This is a genomic window from Rhodococcus sp. OK611 (assembly GCF_003050885.1).
GTDB lineage: Bacteria > Actinomycetota > Actinomycetes > Mycobacteriales > Mycobacteriaceae > Rhodococcus_G > Rhodococcus_G oryzae.
The window spans coordinates 205,055-219,687 of record NZ_QAOZ01000011.1; the positions used below are offsets into that span (position 1 = coordinate 205,055).

The following is a 14,633-nucleotide window of genomic DNA, read 5'->3' on the forward strand; positions in this document are numbered from 1 at the left end:
ATCACTTCGAGCATGACCAGGCCATCCGTAGCTCGATGCCGTCCTGCATCGCCTGCAGCTCGCGCACCTTGCGGTCATCGCCTGCCGCCCGGGCTCGACCGATCTGCACGCGCAGGTCGTACAGCTGGTCCTCGTGGCTCATCACGGCGGCCTCCCAACACTCGGTGCGTGAAGCCCGGACGCGCCCGGCGCACAGCGTCAGCCCGTGATGGCGGCGTGCAGCGACGAGGGATCCGGGGCGCGTCCGGACATCTGGGTGGGTCGACTCGCTCGCGCAGCGCGCCGCCTGCCGCGTCACGGTCAGACGATGGTGGGTGCTTCGCTCCCCTGCTCGGCCCAACGGTCAGGGCACAGAGGGGTGACGTTCACGCGAACGAGGATTGTGGGCGGGAAACCGTGGAGCAGACACACTGGCTCCCACTGCATGAGAGTGTTGCATCCAGGTCAGAGCGTTTCAAGTCGACGCGGCCAACTCGCGTGTCGGGCATAATGTCGCAGTGATTCTCGCCCAAGCAGCCGCCGCGCCCAGTCAGCCCAATTGGACGGCCATCGCGGGCCCGATAGCCATCATCTTCGCGGCAGCCATTGCCGGTTGGGTTGCGACCCGGAACAGCCGCAAGTCACCGCACGAGAACCTCAAGATGCTGGTCGAAATCCGCGCCGAACTCGTTGCGATTGAGGGTGACGGCGCACCACTTGACGCTGGGCAGGTGGTCGATCGCTCGATCCAGGCCGAGCTCAACAAGCTGCATAAGCTCAACTCCGCCCATGACCGAGGGCGGTTTGCGTACTTGCAAGAGAAGGCATCGCAGGCCGACTTCGACGACATCCTGAGGGTGATCGTGCAGGGCCTATCCATCCTGCTGTTCGTGGCGGGCGTCTTGAACCTGATCAGAACGTTCTGACTTCACTCCGCGCGGAGCCCACGCACGTCGCCCACCCGAAACAGAGGAGGGTCGCTGCGCCTCACCCAGTACCCCGACTCGGTGCCGTCGGCCTGGCGCCACGCCCGAGGACGTAGCTGTCCGCGACTGAGCCATGAGCGCATCGTCCCGGCCGGCACCGGCTCGCCGAGCTCGCGCAGCACGCGCTCGAGCTCGGCGATGGTGAAGAGCCGGTTCTCGATGGCGCCGAGCGCATCTCGCGTCAGCGTCCGCACGTCGTGGCTCGTGCCGCATGAGTGGCACGTGAGGTACCCGTCGCCACCCTCGACGTAGAGGTCGGCGCCACACAGGCCGCTCGTGCTGTCGGGCTGGGCGACGATCGCGCTGCACTGCCCTCGGTAGGCAAGCTCAGGCCGTCGGTCGACAACGCGGCGCGCGGAGGCGAGCGCGTCGGTGATCTCGTCGTGCATGGCGCCAGCGTCCGGGACGGCACGCAAATCGCCGCCGCAGTACGCGAGCCAGAGGGCCGCCAACTCGACGTCGTACGCGCCCTCGGTCGCCAGGGCGGCGCGGTCGAACCTACCGTCACGGCGGTTGTGCACGAGCTGCCGCAGGCCGCGGCTGTCGAGCGCGGCGTCGAGGTCATCGGCCTGGCCGGTGTGGTCGGCGGCGAGTCGGGCCCAGGTGCCGACGATGAGCGTCAGGTGGTTGAGGGATCGCTGCGTCGGGCGCTCGTCGAACCGGTCGAGGCGCACGGGCAACGCAGCCTCGGAGCTCTTGCCGCCCACCCGGCCCCGGCTCATGCGGTCGAGCCGAGCCCGGGTGATGGTCATGTCGGAGACGAGGCCCGGCACGGTGAGCAGCTCACGATGAAGCGCGTCGGCGCACAGCGTGCACAGCTCGTACCCGTCGGCGACGACGCGGCCGCAGTTCGTGCAGTCGATGGCGGTCATCGGCGCACCCCCGCCGGCCAGTTCACGCGCGGCTCGAGATGGTGCGGCAGCTCCGGCTCGTACCACCCGAGCCGCTGCGCGCCGATCGTCGCGAGCGCCAGCGCATCCGACTTGTTGTCGTTGTCGCCGATCTCCGCATGCGGCCAGAGCGTCTGCATCGCCTCGAGCACCGCGGTCTTCTCAGCCCGCCCGTTGCCGGTGGCCCAGAGCTTGAGCGTGGCCACGTTGACGTCCACGACCGGGATGCGGCGTTTCGTCAGGTACTCGACGACTCGCAGCACCAGCGCGGCGCGCTCCTGGAACAGGCTCGCGGCGTTCGGGTTCGGCGGTACGAGCGGCAGTGCCTCGATCATCACGAGGCAGACCGTCGCGGGCATCGCTCGCAGGATCCGCTCGGCCTGCTCGCCGACTCGGATGCTGCGCTCGGGCAGGGTGGCCCCGCGGTGGCCCTGTGCGCCCACTGCAGCGAGCCGGGGACGGTTCGGGGTGTCAGCGTGCCGCGGGTGCTTGACGACGGCGATTCCGGCGGCTGTGAGGCTCGGGTCCAGCCCGACGATGGTGCTCACTGCTCGGCCTCGGTGGCTGCGTCGGTGCCTGTACCGGCCTTGGCCAGTGCATCCCGGACGAGCTTGCTGCCTCGGCGGTTACGCTCCGGGGTCTCCGGGTCGTGGTCGCAGACAACGGTTCCCACATACCCGTCGTCGTCGCAGAGGTTGCATGCGGCGACCGTAGCAGCGATTGCCTCGGCACGTCTACGCGCCTCGACCCGACGCTCGGCGACCTCGGCCACCAGGCGCCGCCGGTCCCACGCCTCCCGAGCCTGCCGGGCGTCGCCGCAGGCGCGGCACGGGGCGGTCGTGCCATCCGGATGCTGAAGGCAGTTGGGGGCGGGTTCGGCCTCGTCGCCCTGGTGACCTTCCGGACTTACGTAACCACTCATGGTGGCTGGTGAATGGTGCATGGTGCTGTTGCTGGGAATCCGGACCGAATCCGATTGGTGTTCCGATTGGTGATCGGCACCCGGGTCCACATCACCAATCCGATTGGTAATCCGATTGGTAATCGAGATCGGATCGCTATCACCAATCCCGTTGGTAATCCGGACCGAATCAGGATTGGTGATCTGGTTGGTGTAACCGACCGAATCGAGACCGGGACGGGATACCAATCGGGACAGGTCTTCTCGGGTGTCCTTGTGGCCCCAGGATGAGTACTCGGGGTGCTCCTGCTGCTCCCGTGAGACCTCTGTCACTACCGCAGCGCGCAGGGTGCGGGAAGCGATGGAGCGGCACGCCTTGATCACGCTGGCGGCCATCTTCGGGTTCCGCAGCAGCTCGTCGCTGCGGATGTAGCTGCGCACCAGCACCTCCTCGGTTTCGAGGTCGAACAGGAGATAGTTGCGCTGTTCGAGCTCGGCAGCGGCGGCCAGGAGTCGACCGATCGTCATGTCCTGCGCCTTGCGGATGAGCCGGTTCGGCCGCCAGTCGGCCACGCCTGCGTAGTTCAGCGTCGGCTCCGGGATCAGCACCCGGAAGTACAGCCATTGAGCGTCAGCGCTCAGGCTCTCTATGTCCTCGTCGTCCGCGATGCTGATCCGCGTCCGGGCGTACTCACGCGCCATGGTGGGGCTCCTCTCGTTGTTCGCTGTCCGCAGCGCGGTTGAATGCCGCCCATCCGGCACACACGAGCGCTGGCCGGCCGTCGGCTCGCCAGGTGCGGCCGTTGTGAGTGATGGGCTGGTAGTCGCCGTCGCGGCCCGGGATGGTCTGGTCCGTCTCGGGGTGGGTGTAGTGGTCCGCATGCGGGAATCCGGTGTGGCAGTAGAACGGGTGATCGGGTCGGTACGGCATCGGGTCGCCGCCCATCTCCTCGCGCTCGGGTGATCCGGCCCGGAACGCGCAGTCGTGGCAGCACTTCGCGTTCGCCTCGTTCGGACCTTCCTCGACCGCGGTGCTCGGCTCGATGTCGAGCACCGCGGTCCAGCAGGTGCAGCGGTCGCCGTACACCGCGGCGCCGTAGCAGCACAGCGAGTCGGGATCGGGCGGCAGGAACGCGCCGGACGCGCAGCTGGTCGCGCTCACGGCAAGGCCTCCCCAGCGTCGGCGCACCCAGCGTGGTGCAGGGCGAGCCCGTTGGGCTGCCCCCAGTAGTCGCCGATGATGCGATCGCCCGCGACGACCGGCTCGTCGCAGCCGAGGCACGACGGCTCGTCGTTGTACATCGGCGCGCCGTCGAGGCCGTAGCCGACGAGAACGTGGACGTCCTCGACTTTCGCGATCCGGGCCCGCCTCGCGGGGTAGGTGCGCGCCATCAGCGATCACCCCCGGTCGCGAGCTCAACCACCACTCCCCCGTGGCAGTCGCACCACGTGTCGCCACAGAACTCGCACTCGCCCGGGGTGGGCCAGGTGCTCAGCACGAGGCCGGACAGGCTCACCTCGGCGCACTCGTCGCCACCGTGCCCCCGCGCGAGGTTGCACGTCGGGTTGGCCAGTCCGTAGCTGCGCTGGCACTGGTCATCGGATCGCACTGGTACGTCTACGGTCTCGAAGAGCTCTGGCACGGCCGGCCTCCTTTCCGCGCATCAGGCAGTCGGCACACACACGTCCGTGCGCGTTGATCGGGCGCCCGCAGCGGACGCAGGTGGGTATCGGCATCACCAGTCACCGCCCAAGTAGGTCCTCACTGGACGGCCTCCCATTCGTCAATCCGGCACCGTTCAAGGCGGACTTCGCAGCCCCACTCTCGGAGTCCCGCAACGACGCCGCGAGCAGTGGAGGCTGACAACCAGTGGCGACGCCGGCAGACGGGAATCTTGAGTAGCGGCGCGTCACCGCCGAAGATGGTCCGGCCGATCTTCTCGGGCTCGCCGGGCCACTCGTCGGCGTAGAGCCATTCGCCGAAGCTGTTAGGCAGCCACTCGGCGAATCCGCCAGCCTCAGGGTTGGAATGTGCGTACACCTGGTCTTCCCAGAATCCGTCGTCGAGGTCGGTGAATGGCTGCCCGCCTGGGGTGGGGTACCTGTCGACGGTGATGCGGTAGACGTAGCGGCTCATCGCTCACCCGCCTCGGCGGCGGCCTCGCGGAGGATGCCGCATTCGTCGCACCACTCTTCGCCGGTGGCGTAGCCAGACCACGACATGTGCGGGCACCACGCCTGCACCTTCTCGTTCAGTCGCTCCACCTGAGGCTCCAGCGCTTTCGCCTTCAAGGCCCACGCGTCGTTGCTCTCGCGCCAGCGCGTCGCCTCCGCCTCCGCACTTTCGGCCCGCGCGCGGAGCTCGGCAACCTCGTCGGCCTTGCGCCCGAGCCCGGCCCGGAGGCGCTGCTGGTCAGCTCGCAGTCGGTCGATCTCGTCGCACAGGGCGTGGACGGTGCGAGATCGCATCTCAGTCCACTCGGGGCCACCATGCGCGACGCGCAGCGCGGCGGTGTCGATCTCGCTCATCGCACGCTCCTCATGATGTTGTAGGCGAGCTGGTCGAGGTAGGTCAGGTGCGACCCGGGCGCGCGCCGGACGCCGTAGCCGGTGTGGTCGCCTCGACGGAGGTACCCGTCGACGTCATGGAGCGCCTGGCGATAGATCGCCTTGACCTGCTCGCGGTTGCCCCAGTCGATGGCGACCTGCTGCCACTGCTGGAACTCCAGGCGCCAGCGGAGGTTCGCGGCCCACGCGACGAGGTTGGAAAGGCTCGCGGCCGACGTCTGGTCGGCCAAGGTCCGCACGGGCGACCCTGCCGGGCAGCAGCAGATGACATCCGCCGGATCGGAGACCCACCAGACCGGGAACCGTGAGGGGATGGAGCGCGGCCCGGCGATCCCCCATCGTCCGGGCGCCGGAGAGGCGTGGCCCGGCGTGAACGGGTCGGACACGAGTCCGGCGCCGACGACCTCGAGGCCCGGGTGCCAGCCCTTCGCGATCTCCGCGGCGACGTGGCCGGCCAGCGCCGCGCCGCCCGAGTACCCGAGCAGCAGCACCGGATTCGGGTCCTCGGCGATCAGCCGCAGCAGCAGCGCCCGGCCGTCGGCGAGCGACTGGTCGAAGGCGGGTCCGAGCGGCAGCGGGACCGGGCCGTACGAGGCGGCCCACGGCACCTCGACGACCTGGAACCGAGTCGGGTCGAGGCGGCGCGTAACCCCGGCGAGCATGTTGTCGCGCAGCGGCTCGCCGATGCCGCGGCAGCACAGGACGGTGATCACAGCGGCACGCCGAGCCGGGCGAACGGACCACGGAAGTGGAAAAGGCCCAAAGCTCCGACGCAGCAGACGGACAGATCCTTGCGGCGCAAGTGGGTGACCTGGATGCCGTCCCGCTGGTACAGGTGGCCGCTCCTGGCTGCCACGATCACGCCGTCCGGCACCTTGTCGAAGGTGGGCCACGGCCCGGCATCAGTCGGCGCGGGCGCCTCCGCGGGCACCTCGGTCAGCGGGCCATAGCGGTCGAGGATCCACGCCCACGACATGCGGCTACGGTCTTGGCCGGACTCTTGGGTCCACTGGTCGCCGACACGGATCCACACGACGCCGTGGAGGGTGCGAACCTTCTCGACGCCGGGAGGGCTGGTCAGTGGCGCCCACGTACGCGGGCCGGGCTGCGTTGCGGTGGTGCTGTTCTCGCTCATGGCTTCCTCTTTCCGAGGTAGTGCTCGATGGTCTCGACGACCCAGGACGTGAAGATGAAGTTCGCGAACGCCACCCCCGCGCTGGCCGTAGCCAGCGCGAGGGCGAGCGTTGCGATTGCCGAGCGACTCACTCGTCGCCAGCGGAGAAGGTCGGACCCTGGAATGCCTCGGCCCCGCCGAGGATGGAGCCGATCGACTCGGGCTCGGCGTCGACTGAGCTGGTGTCGTCCGAGTCGAACAGGCTTGGCTCGGGCTCCGGCTCGTCGTCGATCTCATTGGCGACGCCCGAGAGGACGCGGGTCACCTTCATGTTCACCGACTTCCGAGTGCCCTCGTTGGCCATCTCGCGTTCGGTGTGCGACTGGCAGCGGGCCCGGATGGTGTAGACCCGCTCTTCGCCGATCTCCGGGACGTCTTCGAAGTCCTCGGCGGACAGGCCAGAGAACTGCAGTCGGGCCGAATCGATAAGGGGCTGTGACACGGTGGATCTCCTTCTGTTGGTGGGGGTTACCGGTTGTCGGAGGGCGCCGAGACGGGGTCGCCCTCGAATGCGTGCCAGACGAGGCCTGACGGCGTCACGACCGTGCCGATGAATCGGCCAGGCGGCCTGGGGTGGCCGGTCCCGGCGATGTAGATCCAGCGCTGGTCCCCGCGGTCCTCGGATGGGTAGGTGGTGAACCACAGGTCGATGTGGGCACTGCGCCCGTCGCGCGTCGGCGCGACGGACAGGACTTGCCCGCCCGCATGGATCGCGATGAGCTGCTCGTCCTCGACCGGGATCGTGACGCGGTGGATCACCGGCACGACGTCGGCGCCCCTCACTGCTCGGCCGCCTGCGCCTCGGCCGGCCCCTCGTTCGACTCGACGGCCGGCTCCTCCTCGGCCGCGGCAGCCTTCTCGGCGTCGGCGGCCTGCTCCTGCTCGAGCCAGCCGATGAACTGATCGGCGACCTCGGCATCGAGCTGGCGCTCGTCGGTGATCTGGTCACCGAACTGCGACTGCAGGTACTCCAGGCGCGCGGCGGGGGTCGTGTACTTCCACGCGGCGAGCAGGGTGCGCAGCTTCTTGAGCTGTGCCGGGCTCACCTTCGGCGCATCGGGCTCTGCCTCGGCGTCCGACTCGCTGACCTGCGCCATGTCCTGTTCTTCGACCGGATTTGAGGCCTCTCCGGCGATCTCGGCCGCGGTGACCCGGCTCGGATCGGGGTCGACCTCGCCGTCGATCCAGTCCGGCTTGACGTCGTCGAGTTGCACGCCGACGTCCGTGCGCACCGTGCCGTCGCGCTGGACCGCATTGGCGAACTCGCTCGACAGCGGCAGCCACTTCGCGAGGCGCTTGAGCACGGTCTTTCGGGCCATCTCGTTCCAGTCGGTGACCCACGGCCCGCTGCCGCTCGCCTTCGACCGCTTCCGGATCGCCTCGATGTCCTCGATCGACATGATCTCGAACGCGTTGCCGCCGTGCTTGAACGTCGCGACCGCGTAAGCCGCCACGACCTTGCCGCGGTTCGTCAGCGCAGGCTTGTGCGTCAGTGAGGGGTCCAGGCCGTACGAGTAGTCGAACGCGTCGCCCTCGTAGACCACGTGCGCCGCAATCGAGTTGAGCTGGCCCGACTGCCACGCGAGCTTCACGAGGCCGCGGTAGCCCGGGACGAACGTCACCTCGCGGCCGTACGGCACGAGGTAGGCCTCGCCGAGCGGGCCCGGCTCGAGGCCGACCTGCGCGCAGGTCATCAGCGCGCCGAGGAAGCTCTCCGGCTTGCACTCGCCGAGCTTCGGCGTCTGGCGCAGCGTCGTGAGCGCGATCCGCGCCATTCGGTCGGGGTCCATGTGCTTCGGGAGTGCGCGCTGCATCTCCGGTCGCATCTTCTGGATCATCGCGGCGAGCGACGGCTTCCCCTCGCGCTGCGCTACCTGACGGTTGCCGGTCGCGACGGGCTGAAACTTGCTGTTCGACATAGGGTTTCCTCTCGGTCAGTCGTTGAATGCCCAGGCGGGCAGGGTGATCTGGTGGACCTCGTGGCCGATGCCGGGCCAGTGGTCGTCCGCGACGCACTTCGCGTAGAGGTCGATCGCCTCACGGTTGCGGCGCCGGCCGAGCTCGACCGCGTCCTCGTCGAGCTGGCAGACCGACACGAGGTAGGGCGCGTCCTTCTCTTGGACGATGAACAGGAACGCCGGGTCGTCGTCGACGCCGAGCTCCGTGATGCCGTCGACGTACCACGCGTGCTGCTGGTGGTAGCCAAATTTCAGGGCGGATTTCGTGAACCCCTCCGGGGAGGCGCTGGTCGCGGTGGTCTTGTAGTCGGCCACGATCAACCGGCCGGGCCGCGTCGGCAGCCAGTCGGGGCGCGACCGCAGCCACACCCCGGTCGCCGGGTCGCGCCAGTACATCGACCGCTCGGGCTCGCCCTCGCCGAACAACGTCCCGGCGAGCTGGTGCTCGCGCAGCGCCTCGGCCATTGCGTGCACGCGCTTGACGTCGGCCGTGAGGAGCGGCGTCTTGCCATCCGCTCGCGCTTCGTCGCGCGCCTGCTGCGCCGCCTTCGTGCGCCAGCTGTCCGCTTCGATCTCGGCGATCTCCGCGCCATATCCGAGGACCAGCGTGTGCGCGGCGTGGCCAAGGTCGAAGTAGTCCGTGGACTCGCGGGGGTTGTCCTGGTCGTGGCGGAAGTGCGCCGGGGTCTTGTTCAGCAGGGTCCGCGCGCCCGACGAGGACAGCGAGGCCTTGTCTGAGTGGTAGACGTGGTCCGGGATGTCGGCGTAGACGCCCTCGGTGTCGACGACGTTGCTCAATTCGATGCTCCGATCAGGTCGAGGTTTGCGGGGTGGGTGGGGTGGATCGCTCCGGCGCCGTAGTCGACGAGGACCAGGCCGCGCTCGGCGGGGCCGACGATGACGCCACGCTCGGCGGCCATGCCGGTGACGACGCTGCGGTAGACGACGGCGCGGCCGGGACGGGCCTGCGCGAGGGTGATTGCCATCAGGCCACCGCCAGGGACTCGGCGACCGCGGCCACGAGGTCGCGGGCGTTGGGCGGGCAGACCGCGTTTCCGGCCTGCCGGACCTGCTCGCGCTTGTTGCCGAGGATCGTGTAACCCGGGGTGAACGCCATGCCTGCGGCGATCTCGTGGGGCTCGAGCATGCGGAACATGCAGTCGTCGACCTTCGGCTGTTCCCAGGTGGTGAGGGACTGGCCGCTGGTCGTGGTGAGGGTGCGCAGCTCCTCGCCGATCGGTGTCGACATTTCGGCGCCGTCGCCGCGGCTGCCGTTGTGGCGCGTGACCATCGCGTGGTGCAGCCCGGCGGCCGCGAAGGTGTCGAACGGGTCCGTGACCGCCTTCGGGGTGTTGTTCGCGCGCAGCGGCACCACGAACGCGGTCTCGTTCCGGGTGGTCATGGTGCGCAGCGGCTCGCCCGCGGCGCGGGCCTCCTTGCCGTCGCGCCCCTCGACCGGGACCAGCAGTCCGTGATGCCCACCGCCCGCCGACACGGTCGTGAGCGGATCCGCGGCGCGGTGGCACTTCGACTGGCCGCGCATCGTCGCGATGAACGGATCGGGCCCCGCGAACTTCGCGAGCCCCGCCTCGATCCGCGCGATGGTCTTCGGCGCGAGGGGCTTCGATCGGTCGCCGATCCGCTCGCCGCGCAGAGACCAGTCGATCGCGGCGGCCGCGGGCAGCCAGCCAGGCTCGACGATCCCGTTGCGGCACGCCACCTTCGGGCACCGCCACACGTACTGCGCGCGGTACCGGCCCCACGGGGTGGACTTCTTCCAGCCCTGCAGCGCGGTCACGACCTCGTCGCACGACGGGCAGTAGGCGCGCGGGCGGGTCCAGCGCTCGAGGTCCGGGCGCCGGTTGCCCTTGCGCCAGAACACCACGTACATGCGGTCGCGGGACTGCGGCGCCGGGTCACCGCCAGCCTGGGCGTGCATCGAGTTCATGTAGACGATGTGGTGCTCGTAGCCGAGCAGCTCCATCGCCTGCAGCCACGCCGGGAACATGACCCACTTCGCGGCGTCGACGACGTTCTCGGTGATGACCGCCTGGTACCGGTGGTGCTCGGCGAACCGCGGGATGTCCCACATCGTCGCCCGGGAGCGCTCGGCCGCTGCGTCGGGCAGCGCCTCGTCGAACAGGTCCGGCGTGCTGTCGATGTTCCGCTTCCGGCCCTTGGCCTGGCTGTGGTTGGTGCACTCCGGTGAGCCCCACAGGATGTCGGTGCGCGGGAACAGGCGCGGGTCGACCTGCGATATGTCGGCGCACGAGTGGTCGGTGTCCGGGTGGTTGGTGTTGTGGGTCTCGATCGCGAGGTCCCAGTGATTCGCGGCCATGCGCACTGCGACGCCGGGCACCTGCGTTGCGCCGGTGCTGGATCCGCCGGCGCCACAGAACAGATCGGTCATGGTCAGCATGTGTCTTCCCTTCTGGTCTCGTAGGTCGAGCGCACCGCGGCGTCGCGCTCTTCGATCTGTTCGTCGGTCAGTGGCTCGCCGCCGGGGCGCAGGTACTTGCCGAACGCGGTCTTGCACTGGCCGCACGGCTCGGTCGCCCGGGATACGGGGTTGCTGCATCCGGGGATGACGCAGCTCGGGAACAAGGTGTCGCGCATCAGGCCACACCCGTCAGCACGCCGTCGCGCGGCACCCGGGCCGTGAGGCGCCGGGCCCGCAGCTCCGAGAGCACGACCACCCGGGTCTGCGCGTCGCTCTCGATCACCCGCACCGCCAGGCCGCGGGCGAAGGTGCCCCACTGCGTCGGCACGTCGGCCGTCAGCAGGCCCCACATCAGAGCGCCCCCAGTTCGTCGGCCACCGCGGCGTCGTGCGCTCGGTCGGCAGCGGTGCCGTCGTCGAACCTGGGCGGCTCGACGGGGAGTCGGCTGGCGTAGAGGTAGACCTGCCCTGTCTCGCCGGTGACGTTGTCTACGACCTCGATGTAGACGCTGGCCCGGCCCAGTGCCTCGGCCTTGGAGTGCCGCTCAGCACTGCATGGCCGCCAACCCTCGTGCCCGTCGAGCTGGTCGAGGTTCTCGGCCGCGGTGAGCGCGATCTCGTTGGCATCCATCACGCGACCGCCTGCCTGCGCCGGGATGCGTTGTAGCAACGCATGCACAGGCCCTTGCCCATGTACCGGGCGTGCCCCTCGGGGATCTCTTTCGTCCCGGTCGGCACCAGAGTCAGTTCGCACGTCGTGCAGCACTCCGGCATCCGGCTTCGGTGCGTGCTGACAACCTCAGGCCTCAGGCCGAGCCGGGCTCGGAGCGACTTCCGCGCGTGGTCGGTGTTGTTATGGCCGTCCGGGAAGGCGACGGCAGCCGCGACCATCCCGTTGAAACCATCCATGTCCAGGACGTGGAGGGCGCAGTCGCGCCAGACCGGGCAGCCATCACACCGCTCGATCGCGGCGTGGGCCCGGGCCCGGCCGGCGGGCAGATTGGCCGTGACCCACCGCTCGGGATCCTGGTCGCGGCACTTCGCGCGCTCCTGCCACTCGGCGGCCATCACTGACCACCACCAGCGAAGTACCAGGCGGCGCCGATCATGCCGCCGATCGGGGCACCGGTGGCCAGTGACCAGAGGGTGTCCGCGGTGAGCACGCGGGCGCGGAGCCAGGCCCAGTACTCGCGGGCGTTCATTCCTCACCTCGGATGATCGCGAGGACGTTCTGACCAGCGATCCGCATGTTCAGGTTTGGTGCGGTCGCGCACACCGCGGCGTACTGGCGGACCCGCTCAAGCGCAGCAGCGGCGGGGGCGGTTGCTGCGCCCTGCTCGTCGATCTGCGCCTGCCGCTCAGCCAGCGCGACCGCGGTCTCGGCTGAGAGCTTCGCCAGCGCGAGGGACTCGCTCCGGAACATGTAGTCCTCGCTGCCGTCGACCCCCGCCTCGGCGAGGCTGGCAGCCTGCTCGTCGAGTGCGGCCGCGAATCCTGCGAGGGAGATTTCGGGGGCGCTCATGCCGCCACCGACTCGGACTGGGCGGCGAGCAGGAAGATTCGGACCGGGATGCCCGCGCGGTGCTGGGCGCGTCCCCGTGCTGGCAGCTCGCGCCGCTCGCGCTCATAGAGACCCTGGACGGTGGTGCCGCACTGAATGGTGCTCATGGATTTCTCCTGGATTTGGGTACAACGGGGCGCACGGACAAGCAGCCCGCGTTGATGGATTGGTGGTTGGTGACCGGTGGCGGCGGTCCGGCCATCTGGGCCGGGTCAGGACTCCACATCTCTGTCCGCCGCCACCGGGGCTAGGTGGCCCCGCGCGCCGTGGCTTCCGTGCCGTCGCGCGGGGCCAGCGACCCTGCGCTCTGCGGGGCGAGACCGCGAGCGTCAGGGAGTTCGAGTTCGATGGGCGGGACGCCGAGCAGGTCGCAGGCGAGGCGCACGGTCCGCTCTACGAGGATCGGCAGCGTCACCCCGAGCACGATCGCGTCGAGGTCGCACTCGGCGTACGGCGCGCTCACGGGGTCACCAGCTGGATTAGCCAGGCACCGGCGGTCAGGCCCAGCGTCAGCACGGCGGCCGCGGCGACGAACAGCGCACCGACGCCCAGCCGCTCAGCGCTTTCGGGCTGCTCAGGCTGCAGCTCGCAGACCCAATGGCCCGGGCAGCACTCGTACATGCGATGCCCGGCGCGGAAGGTGTCGAGCTCGACGCTGTCGATGTGCGGACCGTCGGCCGTCTCGACGTACGGCAAGACGCCGCGCAGCATTGCGATGGCAAGGACCGGCGCCGGGACGCCAAGCTCGTCGGCAACGTCTTCGGCATGGATCAGCCGGCCGCTCACCCCTGCACCGCCAACGCGCTCGATCCGGGCAGCGCCATCAGCTGCGGCTCGATCAGGCCCCGCTCGATCGCGAGGAGCCGGATCTGCTCGGCGCCGTACGGCGTGGCGTAGGTCGTGTGGGAGGCGTGCCCGTTCGTCTTGCTCTGGTCGTGCGTCTTGACCGAGAACCAGCCCGCGAGCTTCGGCTTCGCGTACGGCTGACGGCGACGGGGCCCGGACTCGATCAGGACCTTCTCGTCGTACAGCAGGCGCCACAGCGGCTTGTGCCTCGCGCCGATCAGGTTGGCGACCGTGTCGATCAGGTAGCAGCCCTTGCCGTTGAGGAACGCGTCGAACGCGTCGGCCTTCGTCTGGTTGCGCTCGGCGGACTCGAGGGCGAGCTGCAGGCCCTGGCTCATCTGGGTGAGGTAGGCGCGTTCGGTCGGGCCGAGGGCCGTGAGGTTGAGCGCCGGGACGCCGTAGGCGCCGGTGCGGCGGATGGAGGGAAGAACCTCGGTGGTGATCCAGCGGCGGAAGGCGAGCGCCTCCGGCTTGTCGGAGCGGATCACGACCTCGTACATGCCGGGCTCGTTGACGATGGTCGCCTGCTGGGTGCGACCCAGGCTGTCCGCGATGGGGTGCGTCTGGCGCACCCCATCGTCAAGGCGCGAGGCGAGGCGGCTCACGTCCTTGATGTCGAGGACTCGGGCGAGGTCGGCGAGGACGAACCACGGTTCGTCGCCGAGAGTGAGGACGCGCACACTCGCGCTCTCGTACTGGAAGGGAACGAGCTCTGCCGTAGAATTCGGCATCAGATTCCTTTCGTGGGGGTCGGTGCCCGTCCGGTCTGTCCACCGGGCGGGCTTTTTCGTGGGGTCAGGCAGGAACGCGTCGCTTGGCGATGGGGTGCGGGGCCGGCTTGAGCTGGCGGCGAGGCGGGGCGTCCGGGAACCAGCGCCTGAGCGTCTGGTGCGAAACGAAAACCCCTGTGGCTTCGAGTACCTCGTCGGCCATGAGTCGCCATCCAGCCCCGGACCGGCGCCGCTGGGCGACGAACCCGGAGAGGTTCATCCCTGCAGGCAGTCGGAGCTCGATCAGCTCCCGTGTCGGTGTGGGCATGACCGAAAAGTTGTCAGCTACACGTTTGAATGTCAATCATGTGATTACACGTCGGCGTGTCGCATACCTGGTCAGCGCGTAACAATCTGTTGCAGATTGATCTTGTTCGTGTCAGAATCTTGGACATGACTACAGCGACCGAGAAGCGAAGCGGATGGGTCCCTTCGGACTCCCTGACGAACCGTCTTGTGTTGGTGCGCCTCGAGCGCAAGCTGTCTCAGCGCAAGGCGGCCGAGGTGTGCGGAATCTCGTATGGCGAGTGGCAGGGCATGGAGCTCGGTCGCGGCACGCGC

The 14,633-nt window shown here is 69.1% G+C and carries 30 protein-coding genes; 1 reads left to right on the top strand and 29 read right to left on the bottom strand.

Translation table 11 applies throughout. The features are described from left to right. Position 1 precedes the first annotated feature (1 nt). Complete coding sequence (locus C8K38_RS27195) at positions 2 to 145, bottom strand: hypothetical protein (protein ID WP_179800563.1); 144 nt, start codon at positions 143 to 145, stop codon at positions 2 to 4. A gap of 352 nt (positions 146 to 497) precedes the next feature. On the opposite strand from C8K38_RS27195, the gene C8K38_RS15765 reads away from it, so the two are divergent. Further along, positions 498 to 905, top strand: coding sequence for a hypothetical protein (locus tag C8K38_RS15765; RefSeq protein ID WP_097212043.1), 408 nt, complete (start codon positions 498 to 500; stop codon positions 903 to 905). A 2-nt stretch (positions 906 to 907) separates the two neighbouring features. Here the strand turns inward: C8K38_RS15765 and C8K38_RS15770 are convergent, their stop codons facing one another. The 28 genes from C8K38_RS15770 to C8K38_RS15875 form a co-directional block, all read right to left on the bottom strand. Beyond that, on the bottom strand, positions 908 to 1,837 hold the full coding sequence (locus C8K38_RS15770) for a hypothetical protein (protein ID WP_097212042.1): 930 nt from the start codon (positions 1,835 to 1,837) through the stop codon (positions 908 to 910). Next, entirely contained in the window at positions 1,834 to 2,403 is a 570-nt protein-coding gene (locus tag C8K38_RS15775) for a crossover junction endodeoxyribonuclease RuvC (RefSeq protein ID WP_097212041.1), read from the bottom strand. The genes C8K38_RS15770 and C8K38_RS15775 overlap by 4 nt, the downstream gene beginning before the upstream one ends. Beyond that, positions 2,400 to 3,458 carry a hypothetical protein gene (locus C8K38_RS15780; RefSeq protein ID WP_097212040.1) on the bottom strand — a complete coding sequence of 353 codons (1,059 nt, stop codon included), beginning with the start codon at positions 3,456 to 3,458 and terminating at the stop codon, positions 2,400 to 2,402. The genes C8K38_RS15775 and C8K38_RS15780 overlap by 4 nt, the downstream gene beginning before the upstream one ends. Next, on the bottom strand, positions 3,448 to 3,918 hold the full coding sequence (locus C8K38_RS15785) for a hypothetical protein (protein WP_097212039.1): 471 nt from the start codon (positions 3,916 to 3,918) through the stop codon (positions 3,448 to 3,450). Before C8K38_RS15785 ends, C8K38_RS15780 begins: the two co-directional genes overlap by 11 nt. Next, positions 3,915 to 4,148 (bottom strand): hypothetical protein, encoded by a 234-nt coding sequence (locus C8K38_RS15790; protein WP_097212038.1) that lies wholly within the window; start codon positions 4,146 to 4,148, stop codon positions 3,915 to 3,917. The genes C8K38_RS15785 and C8K38_RS15790 overlap by 4 nt, the downstream gene beginning before the upstream one ends. Then, entirely contained in the window at positions 4,148 to 4,399 is a 252-nt protein-coding gene (locus C8K38_RS15795; RefSeq protein WP_143548461.1) for a hypothetical protein, read from the bottom strand. Before C8K38_RS15795 ends, C8K38_RS15790 begins: the two co-directional genes overlap by 1 nt. A gap of 119 nt (positions 4,400 to 4,518) precedes the next feature. Then, a complete protein-coding gene (locus C8K38_RS15800) occupies positions 4,519 to 4,893 on the bottom strand; it encodes a hypothetical protein (RefSeq protein ID WP_097212036.1) in 375 nt (124 codons plus the stop codon). Then, a complete protein-coding gene (locus C8K38_RS15805) occupies positions 4,890 to 5,285 on the bottom strand; it encodes a hypothetical protein (RefSeq protein ID WP_097212035.1) in 396 nt (131 codons plus the stop codon). Before C8K38_RS15805 ends, C8K38_RS15800 begins: the two co-directional genes overlap by 4 nt. After that, positions 5,282 to 6,037, bottom strand: coding sequence for a hypothetical protein (locus C8K38_RS15810; RefSeq protein WP_097212034.1), 756 nt, complete (start codon positions 6,035 to 6,037; stop codon positions 5,282 to 5,284). Before C8K38_RS15810 ends, C8K38_RS15805 begins: the two co-directional genes overlap by 4 nt. After that, complete coding sequence (locus tag C8K38_RS15815; RefSeq protein WP_097212033.1) at positions 6,034 to 6,459, bottom strand: hypothetical protein; 426 nt, start codon at positions 6,457 to 6,459, stop codon at positions 6,034 to 6,036. The genes C8K38_RS15810 and C8K38_RS15815 overlap by 4 nt, the downstream gene beginning before the upstream one ends. After that, on the bottom strand, positions 6,456 to 6,590 hold the full coding sequence (locus C8K38_RS27720; RefSeq protein WP_257017492.1) for a hypothetical protein: 135 nt from the start codon (positions 6,588 to 6,590) through the stop codon (positions 6,456 to 6,458). The genes C8K38_RS15815 and C8K38_RS27720 overlap by 4 nt, the downstream gene beginning before the upstream one ends. Further along, positions 6,587 to 6,940 carry a DUF7171 family protein gene (locus tag C8K38_RS26910; protein WP_097212032.1) on the bottom strand — a complete coding sequence of 118 codons (354 nt, stop codon included), beginning with the start codon at positions 6,938 to 6,940 and terminating at the stop codon, positions 6,587 to 6,589. The genes C8K38_RS27720 and C8K38_RS26910 overlap by 4 nt, the downstream gene beginning before the upstream one ends. 26 nt (positions 6,941 to 6,966) lie before the next feature. Continuing rightward, a complete protein-coding gene (locus C8K38_RS26915) occupies positions 6,967 to 7,281 on the bottom strand; it encodes a DUF7352 domain-containing protein (RefSeq protein ID WP_097212031.1) in 315 nt (104 codons plus the stop codon). Beyond that, on the bottom strand, positions 7,278 to 8,417 hold the full coding sequence (gene recT / locus C8K38_RS26920) for a recombination protein RecT (protein ID WP_097212030.1): 1,140 nt from the start codon (positions 8,415 to 8,417) through the stop codon (positions 7,278 to 7,280). Before recT ends, C8K38_RS26915 begins: the two co-directional genes overlap by 4 nt. Before the next feature lie 15 nt (positions 8,418 to 8,432). Next, positions 8,433 to 9,254, bottom strand: coding sequence for a PD-(D/E)XK nuclease-like domain-containing protein (locus C8K38_RS15825; RefSeq protein ID WP_097212029.1), 822 nt, complete (start codon positions 9,252 to 9,254; stop codon positions 8,433 to 8,435). Continuing rightward, a complete protein-coding gene (locus C8K38_RS15830; RefSeq protein ID WP_097212028.1) occupies positions 9,251 to 9,442 on the bottom strand; it encodes a hypothetical protein in 192 nt (63 codons plus the stop codon). Before C8K38_RS15830 ends, C8K38_RS15825 begins: the two co-directional genes overlap by 4 nt. After that, positions 9,442 to 10,875, bottom strand: coding sequence for a DNA cytosine methyltransferase (locus tag C8K38_RS15835; protein ID WP_097212027.1), 1,434 nt, complete (start codon positions 10,873 to 10,875; stop codon positions 9,442 to 9,444). Before C8K38_RS15835 ends, C8K38_RS15830 begins: the two co-directional genes overlap by 1 nt. Continuing rightward, positions 10,869 to 11,072 carry a hypothetical protein gene (locus C8K38_RS15840; protein WP_097212026.1) on the bottom strand — a complete coding sequence of 68 codons (204 nt, stop codon included), beginning with the start codon at positions 11,070 to 11,072 and terminating at the stop codon, positions 10,869 to 10,871. The genes C8K38_RS15835 and C8K38_RS15840 overlap by 7 nt, the downstream gene beginning before the upstream one ends. Continuing rightward, complete coding sequence (locus tag C8K38_RS27200; RefSeq protein ID WP_179800562.1) at positions 11,072 to 11,248, bottom strand: hypothetical protein; 177 nt, start codon at positions 11,246 to 11,248, stop codon at positions 11,072 to 11,074. Before C8K38_RS27200 ends, C8K38_RS15840 begins: the two co-directional genes overlap by 1 nt. Further along, entirely contained in the window at positions 11,248 to 11,529 is a 282-nt protein-coding gene (locus C8K38_RS15845; protein ID WP_097212025.1) for a hypothetical protein, read from the bottom strand. The genes C8K38_RS27200 and C8K38_RS15845 overlap by 1 nt, the downstream gene beginning before the upstream one ends. Then, positions 11,526 to 11,963: a WhiB family transcriptional regulator gene (locus C8K38_RS15850; RefSeq protein WP_143548460.1), complete on the bottom strand. Its 438-nt coding sequence runs from the start codon at positions 11,961 to 11,963 to the stop codon at positions 11,526 to 11,528. Before C8K38_RS15850 ends, C8K38_RS15845 begins: the two co-directional genes overlap by 4 nt. Then, positions 11,963 to 12,097: a hypothetical protein gene (locus C8K38_RS27725; protein ID WP_257017491.1), complete on the bottom strand. Its 135-nt coding sequence runs from the start codon at positions 12,095 to 12,097 to the stop codon at positions 11,963 to 11,965. Before C8K38_RS27725 ends, C8K38_RS15850 begins: the two co-directional genes overlap by 1 nt. Continuing rightward, entirely contained in the window at positions 12,094 to 12,417 is a 324-nt protein-coding gene (locus C8K38_RS15855) for a hypothetical protein (protein ID WP_097212023.1), read from the bottom strand. Before C8K38_RS15855 ends, C8K38_RS27725 begins: the two co-directional genes overlap by 4 nt. Next, positions 12,414 to 12,563 carry a hypothetical protein gene (locus C8K38_RS27205; RefSeq protein WP_179800561.1) on the bottom strand — a complete coding sequence of 50 codons (150 nt, stop codon included), beginning with the start codon at positions 12,561 to 12,563 and terminating at the stop codon, positions 12,414 to 12,416. Before C8K38_RS27205 ends, C8K38_RS15855 begins: the two co-directional genes overlap by 4 nt. A 140-nt stretch (positions 12,564 to 12,703) precedes the next feature. Continuing rightward, entirely contained in the window at positions 12,704 to 12,919 is a 216-nt protein-coding gene (locus tag C8K38_RS15860) for a hypothetical protein (protein WP_097212022.1), read from the bottom strand. Continuing rightward, positions 12,916 to 13,242 carry a hypothetical protein gene (locus C8K38_RS15865; RefSeq protein WP_097212021.1) on the bottom strand — a complete coding sequence of 109 codons (327 nt, stop codon included), beginning with the start codon at positions 13,240 to 13,242 and terminating at the stop codon, positions 12,916 to 12,918. The genes C8K38_RS15860 and C8K38_RS15865 overlap by 4 nt, the downstream gene beginning before the upstream one ends. Then, a complete protein-coding gene (locus C8K38_RS15870; protein WP_108168836.1) occupies positions 13,239 to 14,033 on the bottom strand; it encodes a phage antirepressor in 795 nt (264 codons plus the stop codon). Before C8K38_RS15870 ends, C8K38_RS15865 begins: the two co-directional genes overlap by 4 nt. 64 nt (positions 14,034 to 14,097) lie before the next feature. Further along, the gene (locus C8K38_RS15875; protein ID WP_097212020.1) at positions 14,098 to 14,340 is read right to left on the bottom strand and encodes a hypothetical protein; all 243 of its coding nucleotides are present in this window, start codon (positions 14,338 to 14,340) and stop codon (positions 14,098 to 14,100) included. Positions 14,341 to 14,633: the final 293 nt, after the last annotated feature.

Coding starts and splice junctions, on each gene's coding strand:
- C8K38_RS15840 (WP_097212026.1), bottom strand. CDS start 11,072: ATGCGCGACACCTTGTTCCCGAGCTGCGTCATCCCCGGATGCAGCAAC.
- C8K38_RS27205 (WP_179800561.1), bottom strand. CDS start 12,563: ATGAGCACCATTCAGTGCGGCACCACCGTCCAGGGTCTCTATGAGCGC.
- C8K38_RS27725 (WP_257017491.1), bottom strand. CDS start 12,097: ATGAACGCCCGCGAGTACTGGGCCTGGCTCCGCGCCCGCGTGCTCACC.
- C8K38_RS15770 (WP_097212042.1), bottom strand. CDS start 1,837: ATGACCGCCATCGACTGCACGAACTGCGGCCGCGTCGTCGCCGACGGG.
- C8K38_RS15850 (WP_143548460.1), bottom strand. CDS start 11,963: ATGGCCGCCGAGTGGCAGGAGCGCGCGAAGTGCCGCGACCAGGATCCC.
- C8K38_RS15855 (WP_097212023.1), bottom strand. CDS start 12,417: ATGAGCGCCCCCGAAATCTCCCTCGCAGGATTCGCGGCCGCACTCGAC.
- C8K38_RS27200 (WP_179800562.1), bottom strand. CDS start 11,248: ATGTGGGGCCTGCTGACGGCCGACGTGCCGACGCAGTGGGGCACCTTC.
- C8K38_RS15805 (WP_097212035.1), bottom strand. CDS start 5,285: ATGAGCGAGATCGACACCGCCGCGCTGCGCGTCGCGCATGGTGGCCCC.
- C8K38_RS15830 (WP_097212028.1), bottom strand. CDS start 9,442: ATGGCAATCACCCTCGCGCAGGCCCGTCCCGGCCGCGCCGTCGTCTAC.
- C8K38_RS15800 (WP_097212036.1), bottom strand. CDS start 4,893: ATGAGCCGCTACGTCTACCGCATCACCGTCGACAGGTACCCCACCCCA.
- C8K38_RS15875 (WP_097212020.1), bottom strand. CDS start 14,340: ATGCCCACACCGACACGGGAGCTGATCGAGCTCCGACTGCCTGCAGGG.
- C8K38_RS15780 (WP_097212040.1), bottom strand. CDS start 3,458: ATGGCGCGTGAGTACGCCCGGACGCGGATCAGCATCGCGGACGACGAG.
- C8K38_RS15835 (WP_097212027.1), bottom strand. CDS start 10,875: ATGCTGACCATGACCGATCTGTTCTGTGGCGCCGGCGGATCCAGCACC.
- C8K38_RS15790 (WP_097212038.1), bottom strand. CDS start 4,148: ATGGCGCGCACCTACCCCGCGAGGCGGGCCCGGATCGCGAAAGTCGAG.
- C8K38_RS15815 (WP_097212033.1), bottom strand. CDS start 6,459: ATGAGCGAGAACAGCACCACCGCAACGCAGCCCGGCCCGCGTACGTGG.
- C8K38_RS15870 (WP_108168836.1), bottom strand. CDS start 14,033: ATGCCGAATTCTACGGCAGAGCTCGTTCCCTTCCAGTACGAGAGCGCG.
- recT (WP_097212030.1), bottom strand. CDS start 8,417: ATGTCGAACAGCAAGTTTCAGCCCGTCGCGACCGGCAACCGTCAGGTA.